Source organism: Cruoricaptor ignavus (genome assembly GCF_014961145.1).
In the GTDB taxonomy this organism is placed as follows: domain Bacteria; phylum Bacteroidota; class Bacteroidia; order Flavobacteriales; family Weeksellaceae; genus Cruoricaptor; species Cruoricaptor ignavus.
This window is the reverse complement of record NZ_CP063145.1, coordinates 1522849-1542520: the sequence shown is the minus strand read 5'-3', so window position 1 is coordinate 1542520 and position 19672 is coordinate 1522849. Positions and strand designations below refer to the sequence as shown.

Here is a 19672-nt window from a genome sequence, read left to right as displayed (position 1 = left end):
CTATGTGCGGAATAGCAGGCATCATCACACCAAATGCAGAAAACTACCGGGGGCACCTGAAAAGGATGGCCAACAGCATTGCGCATCGCGGTCCCGATGCTGAAGGTTTCGAGTTCTTCGAAAACGCAGCGCTGGGGCACCGCAGGCTTTCCATTGTGGACCTTTCTGAAAGCGGCGCACAGCCAATGTTTTCCGCTTCCAAGAAGGAATGCATCGTGTTCAACGGAGAAATCTACGGCTACCAGGATCTGAAGAAAAAATACGGCTACCCCTACAGAAGCAGCACGGATACAGAAGTAATCCTGGCAATGTACCAGGAGAAAGCTAGCGAAATGCTGAACGAACTTCCCGGGATGTTTGCTTTCGCAATCTGGGACGACGCACGGCAGGAACTCTTCTGCGCAAGAGACCGCTTCGGCGAAAAACCCTTTTATTACGCCTTCGGAAAAAATGGGGAATTCATCTTCGCATCAGAAATCAAGGCGATTTTAGCTTCCGGATTGGTGCAGCCGGAAATCAGTCCAGATGCCCTCTATCACTTTCTGAAATACGGCTATATAAGCGCCCAGCAAAGCATTTACAAAAACATTTCCGTAATTCCGCCCGCACATTTTTTAATTTTCAGGGACGGCAAAGTTTCGCTGAAGCGCTACTATTCCTTACCGAAAAACGACGACCAAATCTCACTTGCCGAAGCGAAGGAAGAATTCACACACCTTCTAAAAAATGCAGTGAGGAAACAGCTGGTAGCCGATGTGGAAGTCGGCAGCTTTCTGAGCGGAGGGCTGGATTCCTCCACCATTGTGGCAATGGTGAACGAATTTTTACCTAAGCAAACCACGATAAGTTTCGGCTACGAAGGCGAAAGAAGCGAGCTGAAATTTGCCCGGGAAATTGCCGATAAATACAAAACGAAACATATAGAAATCCACGAAAACCGCGGCGATATTGCCGAAGAAATTCTGCGGGCGGCAAAATTCCTGGACGAGCCTTTTTCCGATATGAGCTACACGCCGCAGTTCCACATCAGTGAAGCGGCAGCCAGGCACCTCACGGTAATTCTTGCGGGGGATGTGGGCGATGAGCTCTTCGGCGGCTACGATTTCTACAGGGTGGAACATCAGCTGAGGAGCCATTTCAGCTATAAAAACATTGTCGCAAAATTCGGACTGAAACTCTGGTCGAAATTCAGAACGGTTTCTTTCATTACCCAAAAAAATCTTGAGTACAGCAGCATTCTGGATTTCCACCAGAACTTTGTGCGGAATTATTTTGCCGATTCGGAAATCCAAGCGCTGGGCATTAATGCAAAATACCGGCAGGCCTATAGCTTCTCCGCCCATCCTGATTCGCTGAATGACATTATGCGAACCGACTTGGAAAAATATGTACCAGGGAATATGCTGGTAAAATCCGACCGGATGGCAATGGCCAATTCACTGGAAGTGCGCACACCCTTTCTGGATAAAGATTTTGCGGAATTTTGCATTTCGCTGCCTGAAAACCTGAAGATTACCGGGGAAAGTGATAAAATAATCCTTCGCGAAGCCGTAGGAGAATATTGGACTGAAAGCATCCGCCAACGCAGAAAGCAGGGCTTCGGTTCCTCGGTTTCTGCCTGGCTAAATACAGATTCAATGAAGACTCTTAGCAATGAAATTCTGGGAAGTAAGCAGAACAAAGTTTATGATTTAGTAAATTACAACGCTGCCCAGCCGTTTTTAAACGGCGGCAAACAGCACTGGAACCTTCTGCAGCTGGGAATTTGGTCGAACAAATTGATAAGCATATGAACATCTCCGTCATCATCCCTGTCTATAACGCTGAGCGCTTTCTGGAAAAGGCGGTGGCTTCTGCGCTGCAGTTTCCGCAAGTGAAGGAGGTGCTGCTCGTAGAAGATGGCTCACCAGATGCCTCGCTGGATGTCTGCAGAAATCTTCTGAATAAAGACGAACGCATAAAACTTTTCCAGCATCCCGATCGGCAAAATCACGGTGCAGGAGCTACACGAAATCTTGGGCTGCAAAAGGCATCACAGGAATTCATCGCCTTTCTGGATGCCGATGATTACTACCTTCCCAACAGGTTTGATGCAGAGCGGGAAATTTTTAAAAACGAAAATATCGACGGTGTGTTTGGCGCCATCGGAACTGAATTTCTAACCGAAAAAGGCAGGGAGGAATTCCATCAGAAATTTGGGCAAATCCAATTAACCACGGTAAAAAAACAAGCCGAAGGCAAAGAAGTGTTCTTCGGACTTCTGGGATTGGACAACTCCTTTGGTACTTTCTTTCATTTAAACGGGCTTACAATCAGAAAAACCGCTCTGGAAAAGTGCGGATTGAAATTTAACAGAAAGCTAAGGGTACATCAGGATACGGATTTCATTATCAAACTCTCCTACTGTGCGCACCTTAAAAGCGGAAACATTACCGAAGCTGTTGCTATCCGTGGTGTGCACGATGATAACAGGATTACGAAAATCCCGATATATTCGCAGAAATATAACGAAAGTCAGTTTTTACTTTGGAACTCTCTTCACGAATGGAGCCTTGATAAAGCGATGCCTATGCAATATAGCGAACACATCAGGCTAAAAAAGACAGCTTTCGAACTTGCGCTGCAGAAGCCAATTCATAAATATATTAACTTTGCGAGAGAAATTCTGCGGAACAAAGACATCCTAAAAACAAGATACCGCTTTACTTTTCTGAAACGCTGATGAAAATCTCCGTCATAATACCTGTCTACAACGCCGAGAAATATGTAGGCAACGCGGTGGAATCTGCGCTGCAGTTTGATGAGGTTTCGGAAGTGATTTTGGTAGAAGACAAATCTCCGGACAATGCGCTGGAAGTTTGCAGAAATCTCGAGAACAAACACAGCAGGGTGAAACTTTTTCAGCATCCTGACAAGGAGAATCACGGTGCCGGTGCCTCCCGCAATTTGGGCATCGAGAAGGCAACAGGCGATTTCATTGCCTTTCTGGATGCCGATGATTTTTACCTGCCGAACCGCTTCGATGCGGAAAAGAAACTTTTTGAAAACCCGGAAGTTGAAGGCGTTTACGGCGCCATAGGTGTTCACTACTGGTCTGATGCAGCAAGGGAGCAATATCAAAAGGTTTATGGCAAAAAGCTCACCACCGTTTATAAAAAACATCCGCCCGAAGATGTTTTTCCGGGATTGCTTGGGCTCCGCGGAAGCTTTGGCTTATTCCATATGGATGCCATTACCATCCGAAAAAGCGCCTTGGCTAAAATTAACGAACTGATGAACTCCACACTTCGTCTTCACCAGGATACGGATTTTTTGGTAAGGCTTTCCTGGTATGCCGCTCTTTATCCAGGAATTATAGACGAAGCCGTGGCAATGCGTGGCATCCACGAAAGCAACCGCATTTCTCAGGTGGATACAAAGAAAATAAAGCCAGCTACAACCCGCGTGAAACTCTGGAAATCCCTGAAAGACTGGTCGGGAACTGAAGCCCGAATTCCAGATGATATAAAAACGCACATCCGCAGAATGCACCGCAGTTTTGAAATTGCCAATGCCGATGGCATTAGAAAATGGCAGATGATTCTCGGCGGCCTCCTCAGCGATTATAAGGGCATCCGCTCAGGATTGTACAACATCAATTTCCGGAAGGATCTGTTTTGAGCTACTTCACGAAAACCCCTACAAACTTTCCTTCAAAATCCACAACGGTGGGCTGGATGTTCTGCTCCTCGCAATAATCCTGAAAGGCAGAGTTGTCATTTATATCATCGCTGATGAAAACGCCGCCCTTGCGCAACCGCGGATAAAGCTGGCTGTACGCCCACTTCATTCCCTGGTAGGATTTGTCGGAATCGTAGTGCACCACATCAAATACGTTCTGCTCCTCAAAAATCTTCGGCAGAGATTCCCGGTCTGCAAAGCGGAAAAGTTTCCAGTTTTTACGCAATTCGTCGGGAACAACGCAGCCTACAAACCTGTCACCATCAAGTGCAAGATAAGGCATATCCGAACTGTAAAGCGTGCCTGCCCTTTTCTCTAAAGACTTCAGCGCCGCAAAGGACGACCAGCCATAGGCCACACCGGTTTCCAGAACATTCTTCGCCCTTGTGAATTCGCAGGCGTAATAAATCAGCTCCAGCGCACCGGCGCCGCCCATTTTCACAGGGCATTCCGCCTGGCGCTTTTCTGCGGACGCAAAATCCTGCGGGAAGCTCTCGGAAAACTTCTTCGGCACCGTCCCGAAAAGCTGCTTAATCGCCTCTTCCTGGCTTACCGCCCTGGCTTTTGCCCAGGCATTGGTTTTCTCCTTCCCTTTAAATGCGGCATTTCTGCGAAAAATATTTTTATAAACCTTGCGGGCAAGTTCTGGATAAAGGTCCGGCCTTTTCAGATAGGCCAAAAAAGTTTGGGCAATGCGGGAAATTTCGCTCATGAGTTCTAATATTCTGCAAAAATAAAAAATTTAGTGCTGCGTTTTTTATCTTTGCAGGGATCAATAAAATTAAAGATGACAAAAGAGCCAAAAATAGCAATAATAGGCCTGGGCTATGTAGGCCTTCCGCTGGCTATTGAATTTTCCAAGAAATACCCCACGGTGGGCTATGATATTTCAGAACGCCGGGTAAGCGAACTGCGGGGCGGAAAAGACAGCACAATGGAAGCCGATGAAGCCGAACTAAGGGAAGTTTTGAGCTCTGAAGGCAATGGCCTTAGCATATCAGATGATTTGTCAGACATCAGGGACTGCAATGTCTTCATTATCACCGTTCCGACACCGATTGACGCGTCCAACCGCCCGGACCTGAAGCCTCTGGAATCTGCGAGTAAAAGCATTGGCTCCATCCTGAAAAAAGGGGATACGGTAATCTACGAATCTACTACCTATCCGGGCTGTACTGAGGAGGTCTGCGTGCCGATACTTGAGCAGGAAAGCGGGCTAAGGTACAATGAGGATTTTTTCGTGGGTTATTCTCCGGAGAGAATTAATCCGGGGGACAAGGTGAATACTTTAACCAAGATAAAAAAAGTCACCTCCGGTTCTACGCCGGAAACGGCAGATTTTGTGGATGAACTGTATCGCTCCATCATTACGGCGGGCACCTACAAAGCGGCTTCTCTAAAGGTTGCGGAAGCTTCTAAAGCCATCGAAAATGCGCAGCGAGATGTGAATATCTCTTTTGTAAATGAGCTGGCACTTATCTTCGATAAAATAGGAATCGATACCACCGAAGTGCTGGAAGCTGCAGGCACCAAATGGAACTTCCTGAAATACCGCCCGGGGCTTGTGGGTGGGCACTGCATAGGTGTAGACCCTTATTATCTCGCATACAAAGCGGAGCAGGCAGGATACATACCGAATGTGATCCTCTCCGGCAGGCGGGTAAACGACTCTATGGGTGAATACATCGCAAATAAAGTTGTAAAAATGATGATTGGCAAGGGTATGCAGATTAAGGACGCGGAATGCCTGCTGCTGGGGATTACCTTTAAAGAAAACTGCCCGGACTTCCGCAACACGAAGGTGGTGGATATCTATTCGGAACTGCAGGAATTCGGCTGCACGGTAAGTGTGTATGACCCCTGGGCAGATCCTCAGGCGGTAGAGCACGAGCTCGGCATAAGCCTGATCTCTCGCGAAGAACTGACCGGGAAAAAGTTTGATTCTATCATTCTAGCAGTGGCTCACGATGAATTTTTGAAATTTGAACTGCCAAATTACATTAAAAATCCTGGGGTCGTGTATGACTGCAAGAGCGTTCTGGAGAGAAATACGGTAGATGCAAGATTGTAAACTATGAAAGTATCGCTGCTCATCGCCAATTATAATAACGGCAAGTATTTTCAGGACTGCTATAACTCCATCATTGCGCAAACCTACGGCAATTGGGAAGCGGTAATCATTGATGATAAATCTACGGACGATTCCGTGGAAGTCATCAAAATAATCATCGGCAGCGATGAACGGTTCAGGCTGATTGAGCTTCCGGAAAACAAAGGCGTGGGCTATGTGAAAAACCTACTCGCCACGGAGGCGCGCGGCGTATTCTGTGCTTATCTTGATCCGGATGATGCCATTGCCGAGAATGCTTTGGAGAGATGCCTACAGGCATTTACAAATGAAAATATTATAGCTGCTTATTCGAAAATAACTTTCTGCGACAGCGACCTGAAACCTATGTATGACTTTAAGCAGATTCGGCAGATCTACAATGACCCGTACTTCTTCAATTTGCCCACTCAGATCAATGCACTCTTTGTCTTCCGAAAATCAGCCTTTGATAAAACTTCCGGCATAGATACAAGCCTGAGCTCTGCTGTAGACCAGGACTTATATCTAAAATTGCTTGAGCACGGCGATGCAAAATTCATCCCGGAAAACCTTTATCTATACCGCCGCCACGAAAAGGGAATTTCCCAAAGCTCATCCAAAAATAAGGCAAAAGAAAATTTTGGCAAAGTGATTTTTGCTGCGATGAAAAGGCGGAACCTGAAATCAATCAACGGCGTACCTGTTCCGGACGAATATCCGGGCAGCGAAAAGATTTTCGAGATGCTGGAGTACCAGAATAAAATTCCATACAGAATAAAAAAGAAACTGAAAATTTTTTGGGAGAAAATTACAGGTTGATGACTGCAAATAGGAAAAAAACCAAAATACTTTTCCGGCACCGCTCTATGGAAATGGGCGGCGTAGAGAAGGTGATGCTAAGCCTGCTGAACAATCTGGACTGGGAAAAGTTTGAAATGGCGGTTCTGCTAAGCCTGAATCAAGGTGAGCTGCGTGATGATTTCCCGAAGGCCGTGCGCAAAGTTTTCTTGGCAAAAGGAAGGGAAGATTTATCCAAAAATCCGCTAATCCAAAAAATACAGCTGTTTCTTCGACAAAGAAAACTGGCAAGGCTGAATAGAAAGCCGGAAATCATCGACAAAGAAATTCTGAAAGACAGCTACGATGTGGAAATCGCGATGACCTACAATGATTTCCCGATGGTTCTGAATTCTTCCAATAAAAATTCGAAGAAAATCGGGTGGTTTCATTCGGATATCACAGTGCCGAAACTTCAGCCAAAAGTTCCGCAAATCCTTGGCGAAATCCCAAAATTTGATTTTTTTATTTTCGGTTCGAAGCAATCAAAAGATATTTTCACAGAAAGCTATCCGCACATTAAGCTTCCGCCAAACGAAATATTGCGAAATCCCATCCCGATTGATGAAATTAAAAGCAAATCGCTGGCTGAAATACCGGTTTTGCAGGGCGATAAAATCTTCGTTTCCGTCAATCGGCTTCATTCGCGAAAAGGTTTCCATAAATTAATTTCGGCACACGCAAAACTCATTGCTGACGGATATTCCCACCACATTTACATCGTTGGAGATGGCGAGGAAAGGGCCAGTTTGGAAGAGCAGATAAAAAAACTAAAGGTTGAAAATACATTCCATTTACTTGGCACCAAAACCAACCCCTACCCTTATATAAAGAATGCGGATTACTTCATAATGCCTTCAGAATCAGAAGGTTGGCCACTGGTAATAGCCGATGCACTTATCCTGAAAAAACCGATTTTGGCAACTAATGTTGGCGGAATTCCTGAAATGATAACGCACGAAAAAACCGGCTACCTGATGAACTATGATGAGCAGTCCATTTATGACGGTATGAAAAATTTCTTAACTAATCCAGAACTTTTACAAACAATCAATGAAAACCTAAGGAATAGCGAAGAAATGTTTGACAACCAAAAGATTTTTGATAAAATCGAAGGCATATTACTTAATTTAGCAGAAAAATGATAATTGGAAACGGCCTCATAGCTAATGCCATCCGAAATATTGATAGGGATGATGTGGTATTTCTGGCTGCAGGCGTTTCCAATTCACTGGAAACCAACCCGTTGCAATTTGAACGAGAGCGAAAATTAATTGAAAGGCAAACCACAGAAAATAAAAAACTGGTGTATTTTTCTACTTGCAGCGTTTTAGATTCTTCAAAAAAAGAAAGCCTGTATGTGAAGCACAAGCTTGAAATGGAAGATTTAATCCGCAGCCAAAGTGATAATTTTTTGATTTTACGGGTAAGCAATGCGGTAGGAAATGGTGGAAATCCTCACCTGCTTTTAAATTTTCTGCATAGAAGCATTCTAAACAACGAGGCGATTGAAATACACACTAATGCAACCAGAAACCTCATCGATGTTGAAGACCTTGCCAACATTACGGAATTGATTTTGCAGAATCCGCAGGGAAATTCTACCGTTAATATAGCTTACCTAAAGTCTTTCCCAATTGGTGAAATCGTGAGCACATTTGAAAGAGTTTTGGATAAACCAGCAAAAAAAATTTACACGGAAAAAGGTGACAGCTATGACATCGAGATACCTCAAATAGCAGATTATTTTTTTGACAAAGGCAAGGAAAATCACCAGCTGTACCTCACCAACCTTATTACGAAATACTATTCTTAGCCCAATGATATTTTTCTATCGGATAATTCTAAAACTGCGCACCGAATGGCATAACCTTGTCAAAAAAGCAACGCTTGAAATTGCCAAAAGTAAAGGTATGAAGGTGGGCGAAAACCTTTATATCGAGGGCATTCCAAATTTCGGTTCTGAGCCTTTCTTGGTTGAAATTGGCGATAATGTCACCTTGGCAGAAGGCGCAAGCTTTATCAATCACGCCGGCGATGCAAGAGTTACAAAAAGGCTTGAAAGCTACAGCGATGGCAGAAATTTTGGGAGAATCAAAATCGGAAACAATACTTTCATAGGAAAGGGTACGATAATTTTGCCGGGCGTTTCTATAGGCAGCAATTGTATCGTAGGCTCCCTCAGCCTTGTCAGCAGCTCAATTCCCGACAATTCGGTTTACGGAGGCACACCCGCAAAATACATCTGCACTATTGATGAATATGGCGAAAGGCTGTTGAAAAACAACACCGCGTACCCCCGTGAACTGGAGCAGGACAGAAAAGCCCTCGAGAAATACATCAGCGAAAACCTGCCGCACAAATACAAGCCTGTGAAATTGTAGCGCGATGAAAGACTTCCAGCTAAAACCATTGCCGCCGGATTTTGATTTCGACACGGTGAAAATCCTAAAGCAGCTTGTGCGCTCTCACAAAGCCTTAGCTGAACTGAAAGGTGTGGCACAAACAATCCCGAATGAAACCATTCTGATCAACACGCTCTCTCTACAGGAAGCCAAAGACAGCAGCGAAATCGAAAACATTGTAACCACGCACGATGAGCTCTATAAAGAGAACATTGACATCCACACTTCTGCCGCTTCCAAAGAAGCGTACAATTACTCCAGGGCATTGCAGTTTGGGTTTGAAATCGTTCGCTCAGAAAATATGTTGCTGAACAGGCATATTGTGCAAATTCAGGAAATCCTAGTGGAGAATTCTGCCGGAATTCGTAGCCAAAGTGGCACCGTGCTAAAAAACAGCGCCGGTGAAACGGTTTATACACCGCCCCAATCCAGAGAAGAAATTTTAACCCTGCTGGCAAATTTGGAGGAATTCATCAATAACGGTGATTTTTCCGCCCTGGATCCACTTATTAAAATGGCCGTAATCCATTATCAGTTTGAAAGCATCCACCCGTTTTACGACGGCAACGGAAGAACAGGGCGGATTATCAATATTCTTTACCTCGTTCTGCAAAACCTGCTGAACCTGCCCATTCTTTACCTTAGCCGCTACATCACTCAGAACAAACAGGATTACTATACAGTTTTGCAGAATGTGCGCGATAACGAAGACTGGGAAACTATGGTCTTGTATTTTCTGGAAGGTATTGAAAAAACAGCGGGAGAAACCGTGATAAAAATTGATGAAATACGCACACTACTGCAGCGCTATAAGAACAGAATGAGAGCAGAGCTCCCAAAAATCTACAGCCAGGATTTACTTAACAACCTGTTCAAGTTTCCCTACACAAGAATTGATTTCCTTGTGAAAGATTTGGGCATTTCTCGGCAGACCGCATCCAGCTACCTCGATCAGATTAGCGAAATCGGCTTATTGGAAAAAGTGAAAGTAGGCAAATACAATTATTTTATCAATGTAAATTTAGCCAGTATTTTATCCGGACAATAACAAGTTAACTAAACTCATTTTTTTTAACACATATTTTTTTTATGTTAAAAAAATTCTATTTTCTTAACACGAGAGAACATCAGGCACGGCACAGATAATCCGCAGATAAAGTATAGATAAAGTATGGATAGTGTATGAAAACGGCAGGGAAAAAGAAAATTCTAATCCGTATTGGTTCGCTAAGGCACGGTGGAGCAGAGAAGGTGCTGGCTACTTTCCTGAAGAATCTTCCGCCGGAAAAATACGAAATCGACCTGCTGCTGAACCTGTATTCCGGCAAGTATCTCTCAGAAATCCCAGGGTGGATTAATGTTTTGTACCTAAACAAAGGCGAAATGATTACCACAAATCGCCCGAAGGACATCCCGAAAAAAGCCTGGCGCGTTGCCTATCAGTGGCTGCTGAAAAGGTTTCCGAAGCTGCTTTACAAGTTCATTCTAAAAGGTAAAACCTACGACATAGAGTTTGCAGCGATACATGGTTTCCGCGACGAAATCCTGAATTCACCGCTGAAATCCTCCAAAAAAATCGTGTGGATTCACAATGACCTGCGCAAAACCGAGTTCCACAACTATACCGATGAGGAAATCCGCAAGTTCTTCGGCTTTGATAAAATCCTGGTAATTTCCGAGCACATCCAAAGCGATTTCGAATCCTTAGCCAAAAATGATGAAGAGCGCAGCAAAATCGTGCGCATCTACAATCCGCTGGATACGGAAGAAATCTTATCCAAAAGCCGAGAGCCAAGACCTGAGAGCCAAGGGCAGGAAGCAAGAATCCAGACTAAAGATTTTCCCACAGAGAGCGGCGCAGCTCCCCTCTCGTTCAGTGAGGACTTGGTGCAGAGAACGCCGCTGTTCCTTTCCGTAGGCACGGTTTTCCCACAGAAAGGCTTTGACAGATTGCTGAGGGTTCATAAAAAATTGCTGGAAGAAGGCCTGCCGCACCGAATCCAAATCGTGGGCGATGGCTATGATTTCGAGAACATTAAAAAGCTTCGCTCAGAGCTTGGCTTGGAAAATTCAGCGGAAATGACCGGCTTTACAGATAACCCTTATCCCTACTTCAAAAACGCGGACTACTTTGTGCTGAGTTCGCGCTACGAAGGCTTTCCCACCGTACTTTTCGAAGCCATCACGCTGAAGAAAAACATCATCGCTACGGATGTTTCGGGAGTTCGCGAAATGCTTCTGGACGGAGACTTGGGCTTAATCGTAGAAAATTCGGAGGAAGGAATTTACCAGGGAATGAAAAAGGCACTCACCGAAAAATTTAGTTATAAAAACGCGCTGGAAAACTATGAGCCGCCATTTGAACTAAAATCTTCGGTGAAGAAAATCACGGATATTATCGACAGCCTTTAGTGGAGAAAGTTTAAATTTGCGATATGCCTTACACCATCATCCAAAAAGATTTTTTCCGGGAAAGCGGAAAGTGGCTGAATGCGCTGCAAATCCGGCGGAAACTCATCAACCCAAACTTGCACTACATCTATGTTTTGAGGAAATGCCAGCAGCACCGGAAGAAAAATCCGCTGGGAATTTATTGGCGTGTCTTGCTACGGAAATTACAGATACGCTACGGTTTTCAGATTTATCCGGAAACGCAAATCGGCGAAGGCCTATACCTTGGTCATTGGGGAACGGTAGTCATCAACAAGGCCGTGAAAATCGGCAAAAACTGCAATATTGCACACGGTGTAACGATTGGCCAATCCAACCGCGGCAAGAAGAAAGGTACACCGATTATTGGCGATGAAGTATGGATAGGAACAAATGCCGTGATTGTGGGCGCCATCACAATTGGTGATAATGTGCTGATTGCGCCAAATTCCTATGTGACGACCGATGTGCCTTCAAATTCTGTGGTGGTGGGCAATCCCGCAAAAATCATCGAGAAAAAAAATGCGACCGAAGGCTACATCAATAATAAAATTTAAATTACAAATTCCGCAATAATTCTGTTTATTTTTGAAGAATGAATAATTCGAAAACTTACGAGAGCATTTTTGAAAATAATAAATCCTGGATTCAGAATAAGCTGAATGCTGATGCTGACTTCTTTAGAAAATTAGCGGTGGGCCAGTCACCAGAATACCTTTACATCGGCTGCTCAGATTCGCGCGTAACCGCAGAAGAGCTGATGGGAGCAGCACCCGGCGAAGTTTTCGTGCACAGGAATATTGCCAATGTTGTGAACTCGCTGGATATGAATTCCACCGCAGTGATTGAGTATGCGGTGCGGCATCTGAAGGTGAAGCACATAATAGTTTGCGGGCACTATGGTTGTGGCGGCGTGAAGGCTGCGATGACGCCGGAAGATATGGGCTTAATGAATCCGTGGCTGCGGAACATCCGCGATGTATACCGGCTTCACCAGAATGAGCTGGATGAAATTTCAGACGAAACCAAGCGCTACGACAGGCTTGTAGAGCTAAATGTGCAGGAGCAGTGCATCAACATTATCAAGATGGCGTGCGTTCAGGAGCGGTATATTCTGGAGCAGTTCCCGATAGTTCACGGCTGGGTTTTTGATATGCGGACAGGCAACCTCATCGACCTAAACATTGATTTTGAAGAAATCCTAAAAAATATCCAAAAAATTTACGACCTTACAAATTCAAAATGGGTGATGAGCAGGAGAAATTTGGAGCTTTAAACCTTGAACTATCGCCTATTTCCCATTAAACGCCGACATCGTATTGGCACCGCCAGCAAAGGTGAATGAGAGTGCGGCTTTCGCAAAGGTCTCAATGCGTTCCGGAAGTTTTTCCGCTTCGGTTTCCGTCCATTTTCCAAGCACATAATCCACCTGCCTTCCTTCCGCAAAATCCGCCGAAATTCCGAACCGCAACCTCGGATAATTCTGTGTTTCAAGCTCTTGCTGCACGCTTTTCAGGCCGTTGTGTCCGGCATCAGAGCCCTTCATCTTCAGGCGCAGAGTTCCGAAAGGCAGCGCCAAATCATCGGTGATGACCAGGATGTTTTCCACAGGGATGTTTTCCTTCTGAATCCAGAATTTCACCGCCTTTCCGGAAAGGTTCATATAGGTATCGGGCTTCAGCAGCAGGATTTTCCTGCCCTTGTATTTGCCCTCGGCAATCCATCCGAAATTCGCGGTTTGGAAGGGCGCCTCAATTTCCGCGGCAATCTTCTCCGCCACATCAAAGCCGATGTTGTGCCTTGTGCCCTTATATTCATCACCCTTGTTTCCCAGCCCGATTATCAGGTATTTCATTTCGCTATTTTTTGATAAAATTCAACCAGTAAATCTTCACCCTTCATCACTCAACTTCTCCACCAGTTTTTCCATTACAGGCATTATCTGCTGAAGGCTGCGCACGCTTTCTTTGCGGAGCAGCAGTTGATTGTTCTTTTCTTTTATCGTAATGCCCTCCGGATTTTGTGTAATGTGCCGCAGTATCTTTTGGAATCTTTCGCTTTGGTAATACTTATCCTGCGGATTTTCAGGGAAGTAGCCCAGGAAAACGCCGTTCTTCATCACCACTTTTTCAAAACCAATCTCCGCGGCAAGCCATTTCAGCTCCACGGATTTCAGCAGGTTCTGCGCTTCCTCCGGCAATTTTCCGAAGCGGTCCATTAGTTCATTTTCAAAGCGGCTCAGGGTGAATTTATCGGTAATCTCCGCCAGCTTTTGGTAAAGCAGCAGCCGTTCTTCCGTGCTTTGCACAAAATCGCTTGGCAGCATCAGCTCAAAATCCGTATCGATGTTCACATCCTTCACGCTGCGGAAAAGCTTTTTCCGCTCCTGCTCATTATCGAAAACGCCCTGAAATTCTTCGTCGTACCGCAGTTCTTCCAGCGCTTCCTGCATTATTTTTTGGTAAGTTTCAAAGCCCATCTCATTGATGAAGCCGCTCTGTTCTCCGCCCAATAAATCGCCGGCACCACGGATTTCCAAATCTTTCATCGCAATCTGAAAACCGCTGCCCAAATCCGAAAATTGCTCCACGGCTTCCAGCCTTTTCCGCGCTTCGGTAGAAATCAAATCGTACGGCGGCGTTATCAGGTAGCAGAAGGCCTTACGGTTGCTGCGCCCTACCCTTCCGCGCATTTGATGCAGGTCTGCCATTCCGAATTTCTGCGCATCATTGATGAATATCGTGTTCGCATTCGGCACATCCACGCCGCTTTCTACAATTGTGGTAGAAACTAGCACATCGTAATTTCCCGCCATAAAATCCAGCACATTCTGCTCCAGCTTCTTGCCCTCCATTTGTCCGTGCCCTGTGATGATTCTTGCATCGGGCACCAGCCTTTGTATCAGTCCGGCTATTTCCTGCAGGTTTTCAATTCTATTGTTGATGAAGTACACCTGGCCGCCACGCTGAATTTCGTACGAAACCGCATCACGAATGGTTTCCTCATCAAAGCCAATCACTTGTGTTTCAACAGGTTGTCGGTTTGGCGGCGGTGTTTTTATTACGGATAAATCCCGTGCTGCCATCAGTGAAAACTGCAGCGTTCTGGGTATCGGCGTTGCCGTCAGCGTCAGCGTATCCACATCGGCTTTCAGGGTTTTTAGTTTATCTTTCACTGCCACGCCGAATTTATGTTCTTCATCGATGATGAGCAGGCCTAAGTCCTTGAATATCACCTTGTCCGAAACCAGCTGGTGCGTTCCGATGATGATGTCCAGCTTTCCTTCTTCCAAATCTTTCAGGATTTCCGTGCGCTGTTTTGCGGTGCGGAATCTGTTCAGATAGGCGATGTTCACGGGAAATTCCGCCAGCCTTTCGCTGAAACTTCGGTAATGCTGAAACGCCAGGATTGTGGTGGGCACCAGCACTGCGACCTGCTTTCCGTCCGTTGCCGCTTTGAAAGCCGCCCGTATTGCTACTTCCGTTTTCCCGAAGCCTACATCGCCGCAAACTAGCCTATCCATCACGGTTTCCGCTTCCATATCGCGCTTCACATCGTGCGTTGCCTTTTCCTGATCGGGCGTGTCTTCGTAGATGAAGCTGGCCTCCAGCTCGTCCTGCAGGTAGGTGTCCGGCGAGAATGCGAAGCCTTTTGCTGTCTTGCGTTTTGCGTAGAGCTTTATCAGGTCGAAGGCTATTTCCTTTACCTTGTTTTTCGTTTTTTGCTTTAATGATTTCCAAGCCGGCGAACCGAGTTTCGAGAGCACAACCTCCTTGCCTTCTGGCGCATTGTACTTGGAAATTTTGTGCAGCGAGTGGATGGAAACATACAGCAGATCGCCGTTTTTGTAAACGAGTTTAAAACTTTCCTGCACCCTGCCATCGTTGTTCAGCTTCACCAGGCCCATAAATTTCCCGATGCCGTGATCAATGTGGGCAATGTAATCGCCTACTTTCAGGGACATCAGGTCTTTCAGCGTGAGCTGTTCCGATTTTGCGAAAGAATTTTTCGCCTTGAATCTTTGGTAGCGCCCGAAAATCTGGTGGTCCGTATAAACCGCGATTTTCTCTTCGGAATCGATGAAGCCCTCGTGGAAATCCTCACTTTTAATTTCCCGCCAGCTTTTCCATTCGTCAACATTTCCTGAAGCCTCAAACTCAACCTCAACCTTCTCCCGCTCCGCTTTCAAAATTGCATCCAGCCTTTCCTGCTGCTTCTCGTTGGAATAGGAAATCCAGACTTCGTAGCCGTCTTTTTTCTTCTGGATCAGATCTTCAGCCAACATCTCAAAATTCTTGTTAAAAACCGGCATCGGCGATTGAGAAAGCTGAATTAAATTTGAGCTAATCGATTGATGATCAACCTTTCCTTCTGTACTTTCCGAAGTAAAATCGATAGTTTTAAACTGAGAAAAATTTTTGATAAAATCATCAGAACTTACGAAAAGCTCCTGCGGTTTTTCGTGCTGAATAGCCTCGCTGAGTTTTGCAAAATTCTCTTCCGCTTTCTCAAAAATCTGCGTTAATTTCTTCTGAATCAGAAATAAGTTTTTCGTAATAATCAGCGTCTCTTTCTGCAAAATCTCTAAAAGCGAAACCTTACTTCCAGTGACCGCGTAATTCATATTTGAGATAAGTTCAAACGAATCGATATTCTGCGTGGAAAGTTGGGTTTCGATGTCAAATTCCCGAATGCTTTCCACCTCATTTCCGAAAAAAGAAATGCGGTATGGTTTTTCGTTCGAGTAGGAAAACACATCCACAATTCCTCCACGAACGCTGAATTCGCCAGGTTGGGAAACGAAATCCGTCACCTCGAAATCAAACTGTGTGAGCAATTCTTCAGTGAAATCGAAATCAAGTTGGTCGCCGGTTTTTATTGTGTGAGAAATCGCTTTGAAATCTTCCTTTTTCAGCACTTTTTCGCTAAGCGCCGCAGCATTTGCCACGATGATTCTCGGATTATTATCATTAGTGATTCTGTTTAAAACTTCCGTTCTTAATACGATATTCGCATTTTGAGTTTTCTCGATATGGTACGGTTCGCGGTTGGTTTCCGGGAAGTAGAGCACGCTCTTTTCGCCGAGCAATTCTTCCAGTTCTGCCGTGGCATAGTGCGCATCTTCCTTGTCATCGAGCACGAAAAGGATGTTCTGCCGCAGCGCCAGGAACAACTCTGCGGCGAAAAGCGAAGGTGCAGAACCGGCGGCACCTTTCACCTTTGTATGCTGGTTTTCCTCTAAATTTTCAAAAATTGCCCTGCCGAAATTCCGCTGCAGCATAGCAGGCAAAAAACTTTCTCTGATACTTTTCAATTCCATTTTCACGAACGCCAAAAACGATTCCGCACGAACGCACGAAACCGCAGCGCAAAGGTAAATTTTTTCGCAGGAAACCGCGCCTCGTTATTTTTAAGAAATTTAGAAAAAACATTACATTTGCAACCTAAACCTACTGAAAATGAAAAAGTTAATTTCAACGCTTGCCTTCGTTCTTGCTATGGGTATGACTTCGGCGCAGCAAACTCACCCTCACCACCCTCATCCAACGAAACATCACAGGGAAAAACCTGCAAAAGATGAGCTTCCAACCCCTCCACACCATCGTCATTTAAAGAAGGACGGAACACCGGACAAACGCTATAAAGAGAACAAAAAACTGAAGAAAGACGGTACGCCGGACAGACGGTACAAGGAAAATAAATAGCCCGCAAAAAAACCGAACAGCCTGCATTGCGCAGGCTTTTTTTTATTTTTGGCTAAATTTTCTGCCGTGCTGAATTTCATCAAAAAAAATGCCGCCAAAATATGGGCTAAGAATCATATCAAATCTTCCGAAAACTTCAAGCGGAATGCTGCGGAAGACCAGGAAAAACTGCTGATGAACCTGGTGAAAACCGCCGAGAAAACGCTTTTCGGCAGAGTGCATCAGTTTGGAGAAATCCGCTCCGTGAAGGACTTTCAGGCGAAAGTTCCGGTGCAGGATTATGAAGGCCTGAAACCTTTTATCGAGAAAATAAAGCACGGCGACAGGAATATTCTCTGGCCCGGAATTCCGGAATATTTCGCGAAAACTTCGGGCACAACTTCCGGCGCAAAATACATTCCGCTAACGAAGGAAGGTATGGATTTTCAGGTGAGGGGCGCACAATCCGCACTCTTCCACTACATCGCCAAAAAAAACAACGCCGATTTTGTAAACGGCAAGATGATCTTCCTTCAAGGAAGCCCTGTGCTGGAAGAAATGAACGGTATAAAAACCGGGCGGCTTTCCGGAATCGTGGCGCACCACATCCCGAATTATCTGCAGAAAAACCGCCTACCAAGCTGGGAAACGAACACGATAGAAGACTGGGAAACGAAGGTGGATGCCATAGTGCAAGAGACTGAAAACCAGGATATGACGCTGATTTCCGGAATACCGCCTTGGCTCGTGATGTACTACGAAAAGCTGACGGAAAAACACGGCAAAACCATAAAACAAATTTTCCCGAACCTGCAAATCATCGTAACAGGCGGCGTGAATTACGAGCCTTACCGCGAAAAAATGCAGCAGCTTCTCGGCGGAAAAGTGGACATCGTGCAGACTTTTCCGGCGAGCGAAGGCTTCTTCGCCTTTCAGGATGATTTTGAAAATGATGGCCTGCTGCTGCTCACAAACCACGGTATTTTTTACGAATTTATTCCGCTGGAAGACTATGGCAAACCGGACGCTAAAAGACTGAAAATCAGCGAGATTGAGCTGGACAAGGATTATGCAATGGTAATCTCTACAAACTCCGGACTCTGGGCGTATTCGATAGGCGATGTGGTGAGGTTTATCTCGAAAAATCCGCACCGTGTCTTGGTTTCCGGCAGAACGAAGCACTACACTTCGGCTTTTGGCGAGCACATAATTGGCTATGAAGTGGAAGAAGCGATGAAGCGCACTTTGGCAAAGCATCCAGCGCAGATTACGGAATTTCATCTGGCACCGCAGGTAAATCCGCAGGAAGGCCTGCCATTTCACGAATGGTTTGTGGAATTCAGTTCGGAGCCGGAAGACTTGAAGGAATTTGCCAACACCCTAGATTTCGAAGTGCGGCAGCTGAATACCTATTACGATGATTTGATTGCGGGAAATGTGCTGCAGCCGCTGAAAATCTTTAAGCTAAGAAAGGGCGCCTTCATCGATTACGCAAAATCCGTGGGAAAATTCGGCGGGCAAAACAAAATTCCAAGATTAGCGAATGATAGATCCCTTGCAGATGCCATCAAAAGTTTTTAAAAAATTTTAAAGAAAATCATAAAAAACTGTCCGCTATTCCCCGCTTACCAACTTAAGCCCCACCACGGATGCGATGAGGGTAAAGGCAAAAAACAGCCGCCAGAAGGTGGCGGGTTCATTAAAAAACAAAATACCGACAAGCACGCCGCCCACCGCACCTATGCCCGTCCACACCGCGTAAGCAGTGCCTATGGGAATCGCCTGCGGGCCGCTCACGGCGCGGAACATCAGCGCCATACTGGTGCCCATACAAACCACAAACCCCAGCCACCACAGCACCGCGGATGTGCCGGTAGCCTCCCGCGCCTTCCCCATACAGAAAGCAAAACCAGTTTCAAAAAGGCCTGCGATGATGATCAACAACCAGTTCACAGCGCAAAGATAATTTTTGCATTATAAATGAGGTGCAAATGTAAAATTTACGCTAAATTTACGCTTATGAAAAAGCTGTTGCCCATCCTTACCCTATTCTTACTCGCTGCCTGCTCGGAAAGCAAGCCCGCCGCCGGGACCCAATTAGAAACAAAAAACGAAGACAAACCCAGCGCACTAACCGGCAACTCCAAGGACGAGCACGGCTGCCTGGGCGCCGCCGGGGAAAGCTGGAGCGAGCTGCTGCAGACCTGCGTGAGGATCTTCAATGTGGGAGACAGGCTGAACCCTACCGAGGCCAAGCCCGGCGAGGCGGTGATCAGCGCGTTTATACTTTTTAACGAAGAAAAATCCAAGGCTGAAATCTTCCTGCCGAATTCTGAGAAAAAATCTTTTATAATGGAAAGGGACAGCACGGGAGTTTACCTAAAAGATTCGGTAAAATATGATCCTGGCGAGCGGAGCATCTACATCAATGAAATAAAAAAATACCGTGCGGAATAACTGCAAAGGTTTTCCACATTTGCACATTATGCAGCGGCGCAGATTAATAA

Annotated in this window: 19 protein-coding genes; 15 read left to right on the top strand and 4 right to left on the bottom strand. The window is 45.5% G+C overall.

Translation table 11 applies throughout. The annotated features are described in order from the left end of the window. Nucleotides 1–2 precede the first annotated feature (2 nt). Genes asnB through IMZ16_RS07470 form a run of 3 tightly spaced genes read left to right on the top strand, consistent with a single transcriptional unit; the run spans nt 3 to nt 3660 of the window. On the top strand, nt 3–1793 hold the full coding sequence (asnB, locus tag IMZ16_RS07480; protein WP_193439527.1) for an asparagine synthase (glutamine-hydrolyzing): 1791 nt from the start codon (nt 3–5) through the stop codon (nt 1791–1793). Then, the gene (locus tag IMZ16_RS07475; protein ID WP_227411491.1) at nt 1766–2722 is read left to right on the top strand and encodes a glycosyltransferase family 2 protein; all 957 of its coding nucleotides are present in this window, start codon (nt 1766–1768) and stop codon (nt 2720–2722) included. Before asnB ends, IMZ16_RS07475 begins: the two co-directional genes overlap by 28 nt. Further along, a complete protein-coding gene (locus tag IMZ16_RS07470; protein ID WP_193439526.1) occupies nt 2722–3660 on the top strand; it encodes a glycosyltransferase family 2 protein in 939 nt (312 codons plus the stop codon). The genes IMZ16_RS07475 and IMZ16_RS07470 overlap by 1 nt, the downstream gene beginning before the upstream one ends. Nucleotide 3661: 1 nt before the next feature. On the opposite strand, the gene IMZ16_RS07465 is transcribed toward IMZ16_RS07470, so the two are convergent. Further along, nucleotides 3662–4432: an O-methyltransferase gene (locus IMZ16_RS07465; RefSeq protein ID WP_193439525.1), complete on the bottom strand. Its 771-nt coding sequence runs from the start codon at nt 4430–4432 to the stop codon at nt 3662–3664. 75 nt (nt 4433–4507) lie between these two features. On the opposite strand from IMZ16_RS07465, the gene IMZ16_RS07460 reads away from it, so the two are divergent. The 9 genes from IMZ16_RS07460 (at nt 4508) to IMZ16_RS07420 (ending at nt 12757) form a co-directional block, all read left to right on the top strand. Then, a complete protein-coding gene (locus IMZ16_RS07460; protein ID WP_193439524.1) occupies nt 4508–5791 on the top strand; it encodes a nucleotide sugar dehydrogenase in 1284 nt (427 codons plus the stop codon). 3 nt (nt 5792–5794) lie between these two features. Then, nucleotides 5795–6628 (top strand): glycosyltransferase family 2 protein, encoded by an 834-nt coding sequence (locus IMZ16_RS07455; protein ID WP_193439523.1) that lies wholly within the window; start codon nt 5795–5797, stop codon nt 6626–6628. Next, nucleotides 6628–7791, top strand: a complete 1164-nt coding sequence (locus tag IMZ16_RS07450; protein ID WP_193439522.1) for a glycosyltransferase — start codon at nt 6628–6630, stop codon at nt 7789–7791. The genes IMZ16_RS07455 and IMZ16_RS07450 overlap by 1 nt, the downstream gene beginning before the upstream one ends. Then, nucleotides 7788–8462, top strand: coding sequence for an NAD-dependent epimerase/dehydratase family protein (locus tag IMZ16_RS07445; protein ID WP_193439521.1), 675 nt, complete (start codon nt 7788–7790; stop codon nt 8460–8462). Before IMZ16_RS07450 ends, IMZ16_RS07445 begins: the two co-directional genes overlap by 4 nt. 4 nt (nt 8463–8466) lie before the next feature. After that, nucleotides 8467–9030: a DapH/DapD/GlmU-related protein gene (locus IMZ16_RS07440; protein ID WP_193439520.1), complete on the top strand. Its 564-nt coding sequence runs from the start codon at nt 8467–8469 to the stop codon at nt 9028–9030. 4 nt (nt 9031–9034) lie between these two features. Then, the gene (locus tag IMZ16_RS07435; RefSeq protein WP_193439519.1) at nt 9035–10099 is read left to right on the top strand and encodes a Fic family protein; all 1065 of its coding nucleotides are present in this window, start codon (nt 9035–9037) and stop codon (nt 10097–10099) included. 134 nt (nt 10100–10233) lie between these two features. Continuing rightward, on the top strand, nt 10234–11463 hold the full coding sequence (locus tag IMZ16_RS07430; RefSeq protein ID WP_193439518.1) for a glycosyltransferase: 1230 nt from the start codon (nt 10234–10236) through the stop codon (nt 11461–11463). Between the two features lie 23 nt (nt 11464–11486). Then, nucleotides 11487–12038: a serine O-acetyltransferase gene (locus tag IMZ16_RS07425; protein ID WP_193439517.1), complete on the top strand. Its 552-nt coding sequence runs from the start codon at nt 11487–11489 to the stop codon at nt 12036–12038. A gap of 38 nt (nt 12039–12076) precedes the next feature. Then, nucleotides 12077–12757: a carbonic anhydrase gene (locus IMZ16_RS07420; protein ID WP_193439516.1), complete on the top strand. Its 681-nt coding sequence runs from the start codon at nt 12077–12079 to the stop codon at nt 12755–12757. 15 nt (nt 12758–12772) lie between these two features. Here IMZ16_RS07420 and pth read toward each other — a convergent pair whose 3' ends face one another. Further along, on the bottom strand, nt 12773–13336 hold the full coding sequence (gene pth / locus IMZ16_RS07415) for an aminoacyl-tRNA hydrolase (protein ID WP_073179123.1): 564 nt from the start codon (nt 13334–13336) through the stop codon (nt 12773–12775). A gap of 36 nt (nt 13337–13372) precedes the next feature. Then, nucleotides 13373–16801, bottom strand: coding sequence for a transcription-repair coupling factor (gene mfd / locus IMZ16_RS07410; protein WP_193439515.1), 3429 nt, complete (start codon nt 16799–16801; stop codon nt 13373–13375). Nucleotides 16802–16940: 139 nt separating this feature from the next. Here mfd and IMZ16_RS07405 point away from each other — a divergent pair, with 139 nt between their 5' ends. Together IMZ16_RS07405 and IMZ16_RS07400 are read left to right on the top strand one after the other, a co-directional pair. Further along, entirely contained in the window at nt 16941–17186 is a 246-nt protein-coding gene (locus tag IMZ16_RS07405; RefSeq protein ID WP_193439514.1) for a hypothetical protein, read from the top strand. Nucleotides 17187–17252: 66 nt separating this feature from the next. Continuing rightward, nucleotides 17253–18746, top strand: a complete 1494-nt coding sequence (locus IMZ16_RS07400) for a GH3 auxin-responsive promoter family protein (protein WP_193440826.1) — start codon at nt 17253–17255, stop codon at nt 18744–18746. Between the two features lie 33 nt (nt 18747–18779). Here the strand turns inward: IMZ16_RS07400 and IMZ16_RS07395 are convergent, their stop codons facing one another. After that, the gene (locus tag IMZ16_RS07395; RefSeq protein ID WP_193439513.1) at nt 18780–19118 is read right to left on the bottom strand and encodes a DMT family transporter; all 339 of its coding nucleotides are present in this window, start codon (nt 19116–19118) and stop codon (nt 18780–18782) included. Nucleotides 19119–19184: 66 nt separating this feature from the next. Between IMZ16_RS07395 and IMZ16_RS07390 the strand changes: the two genes are divergently transcribed. Next, entirely contained in the window at nt 19185–19622 is a 438-nt protein-coding gene (locus IMZ16_RS07390; protein ID WP_193439512.1) for a hypothetical protein, read from the top strand. The last annotated feature ends 50 nt before the right edge of the window (nt 19623–19672 follow it).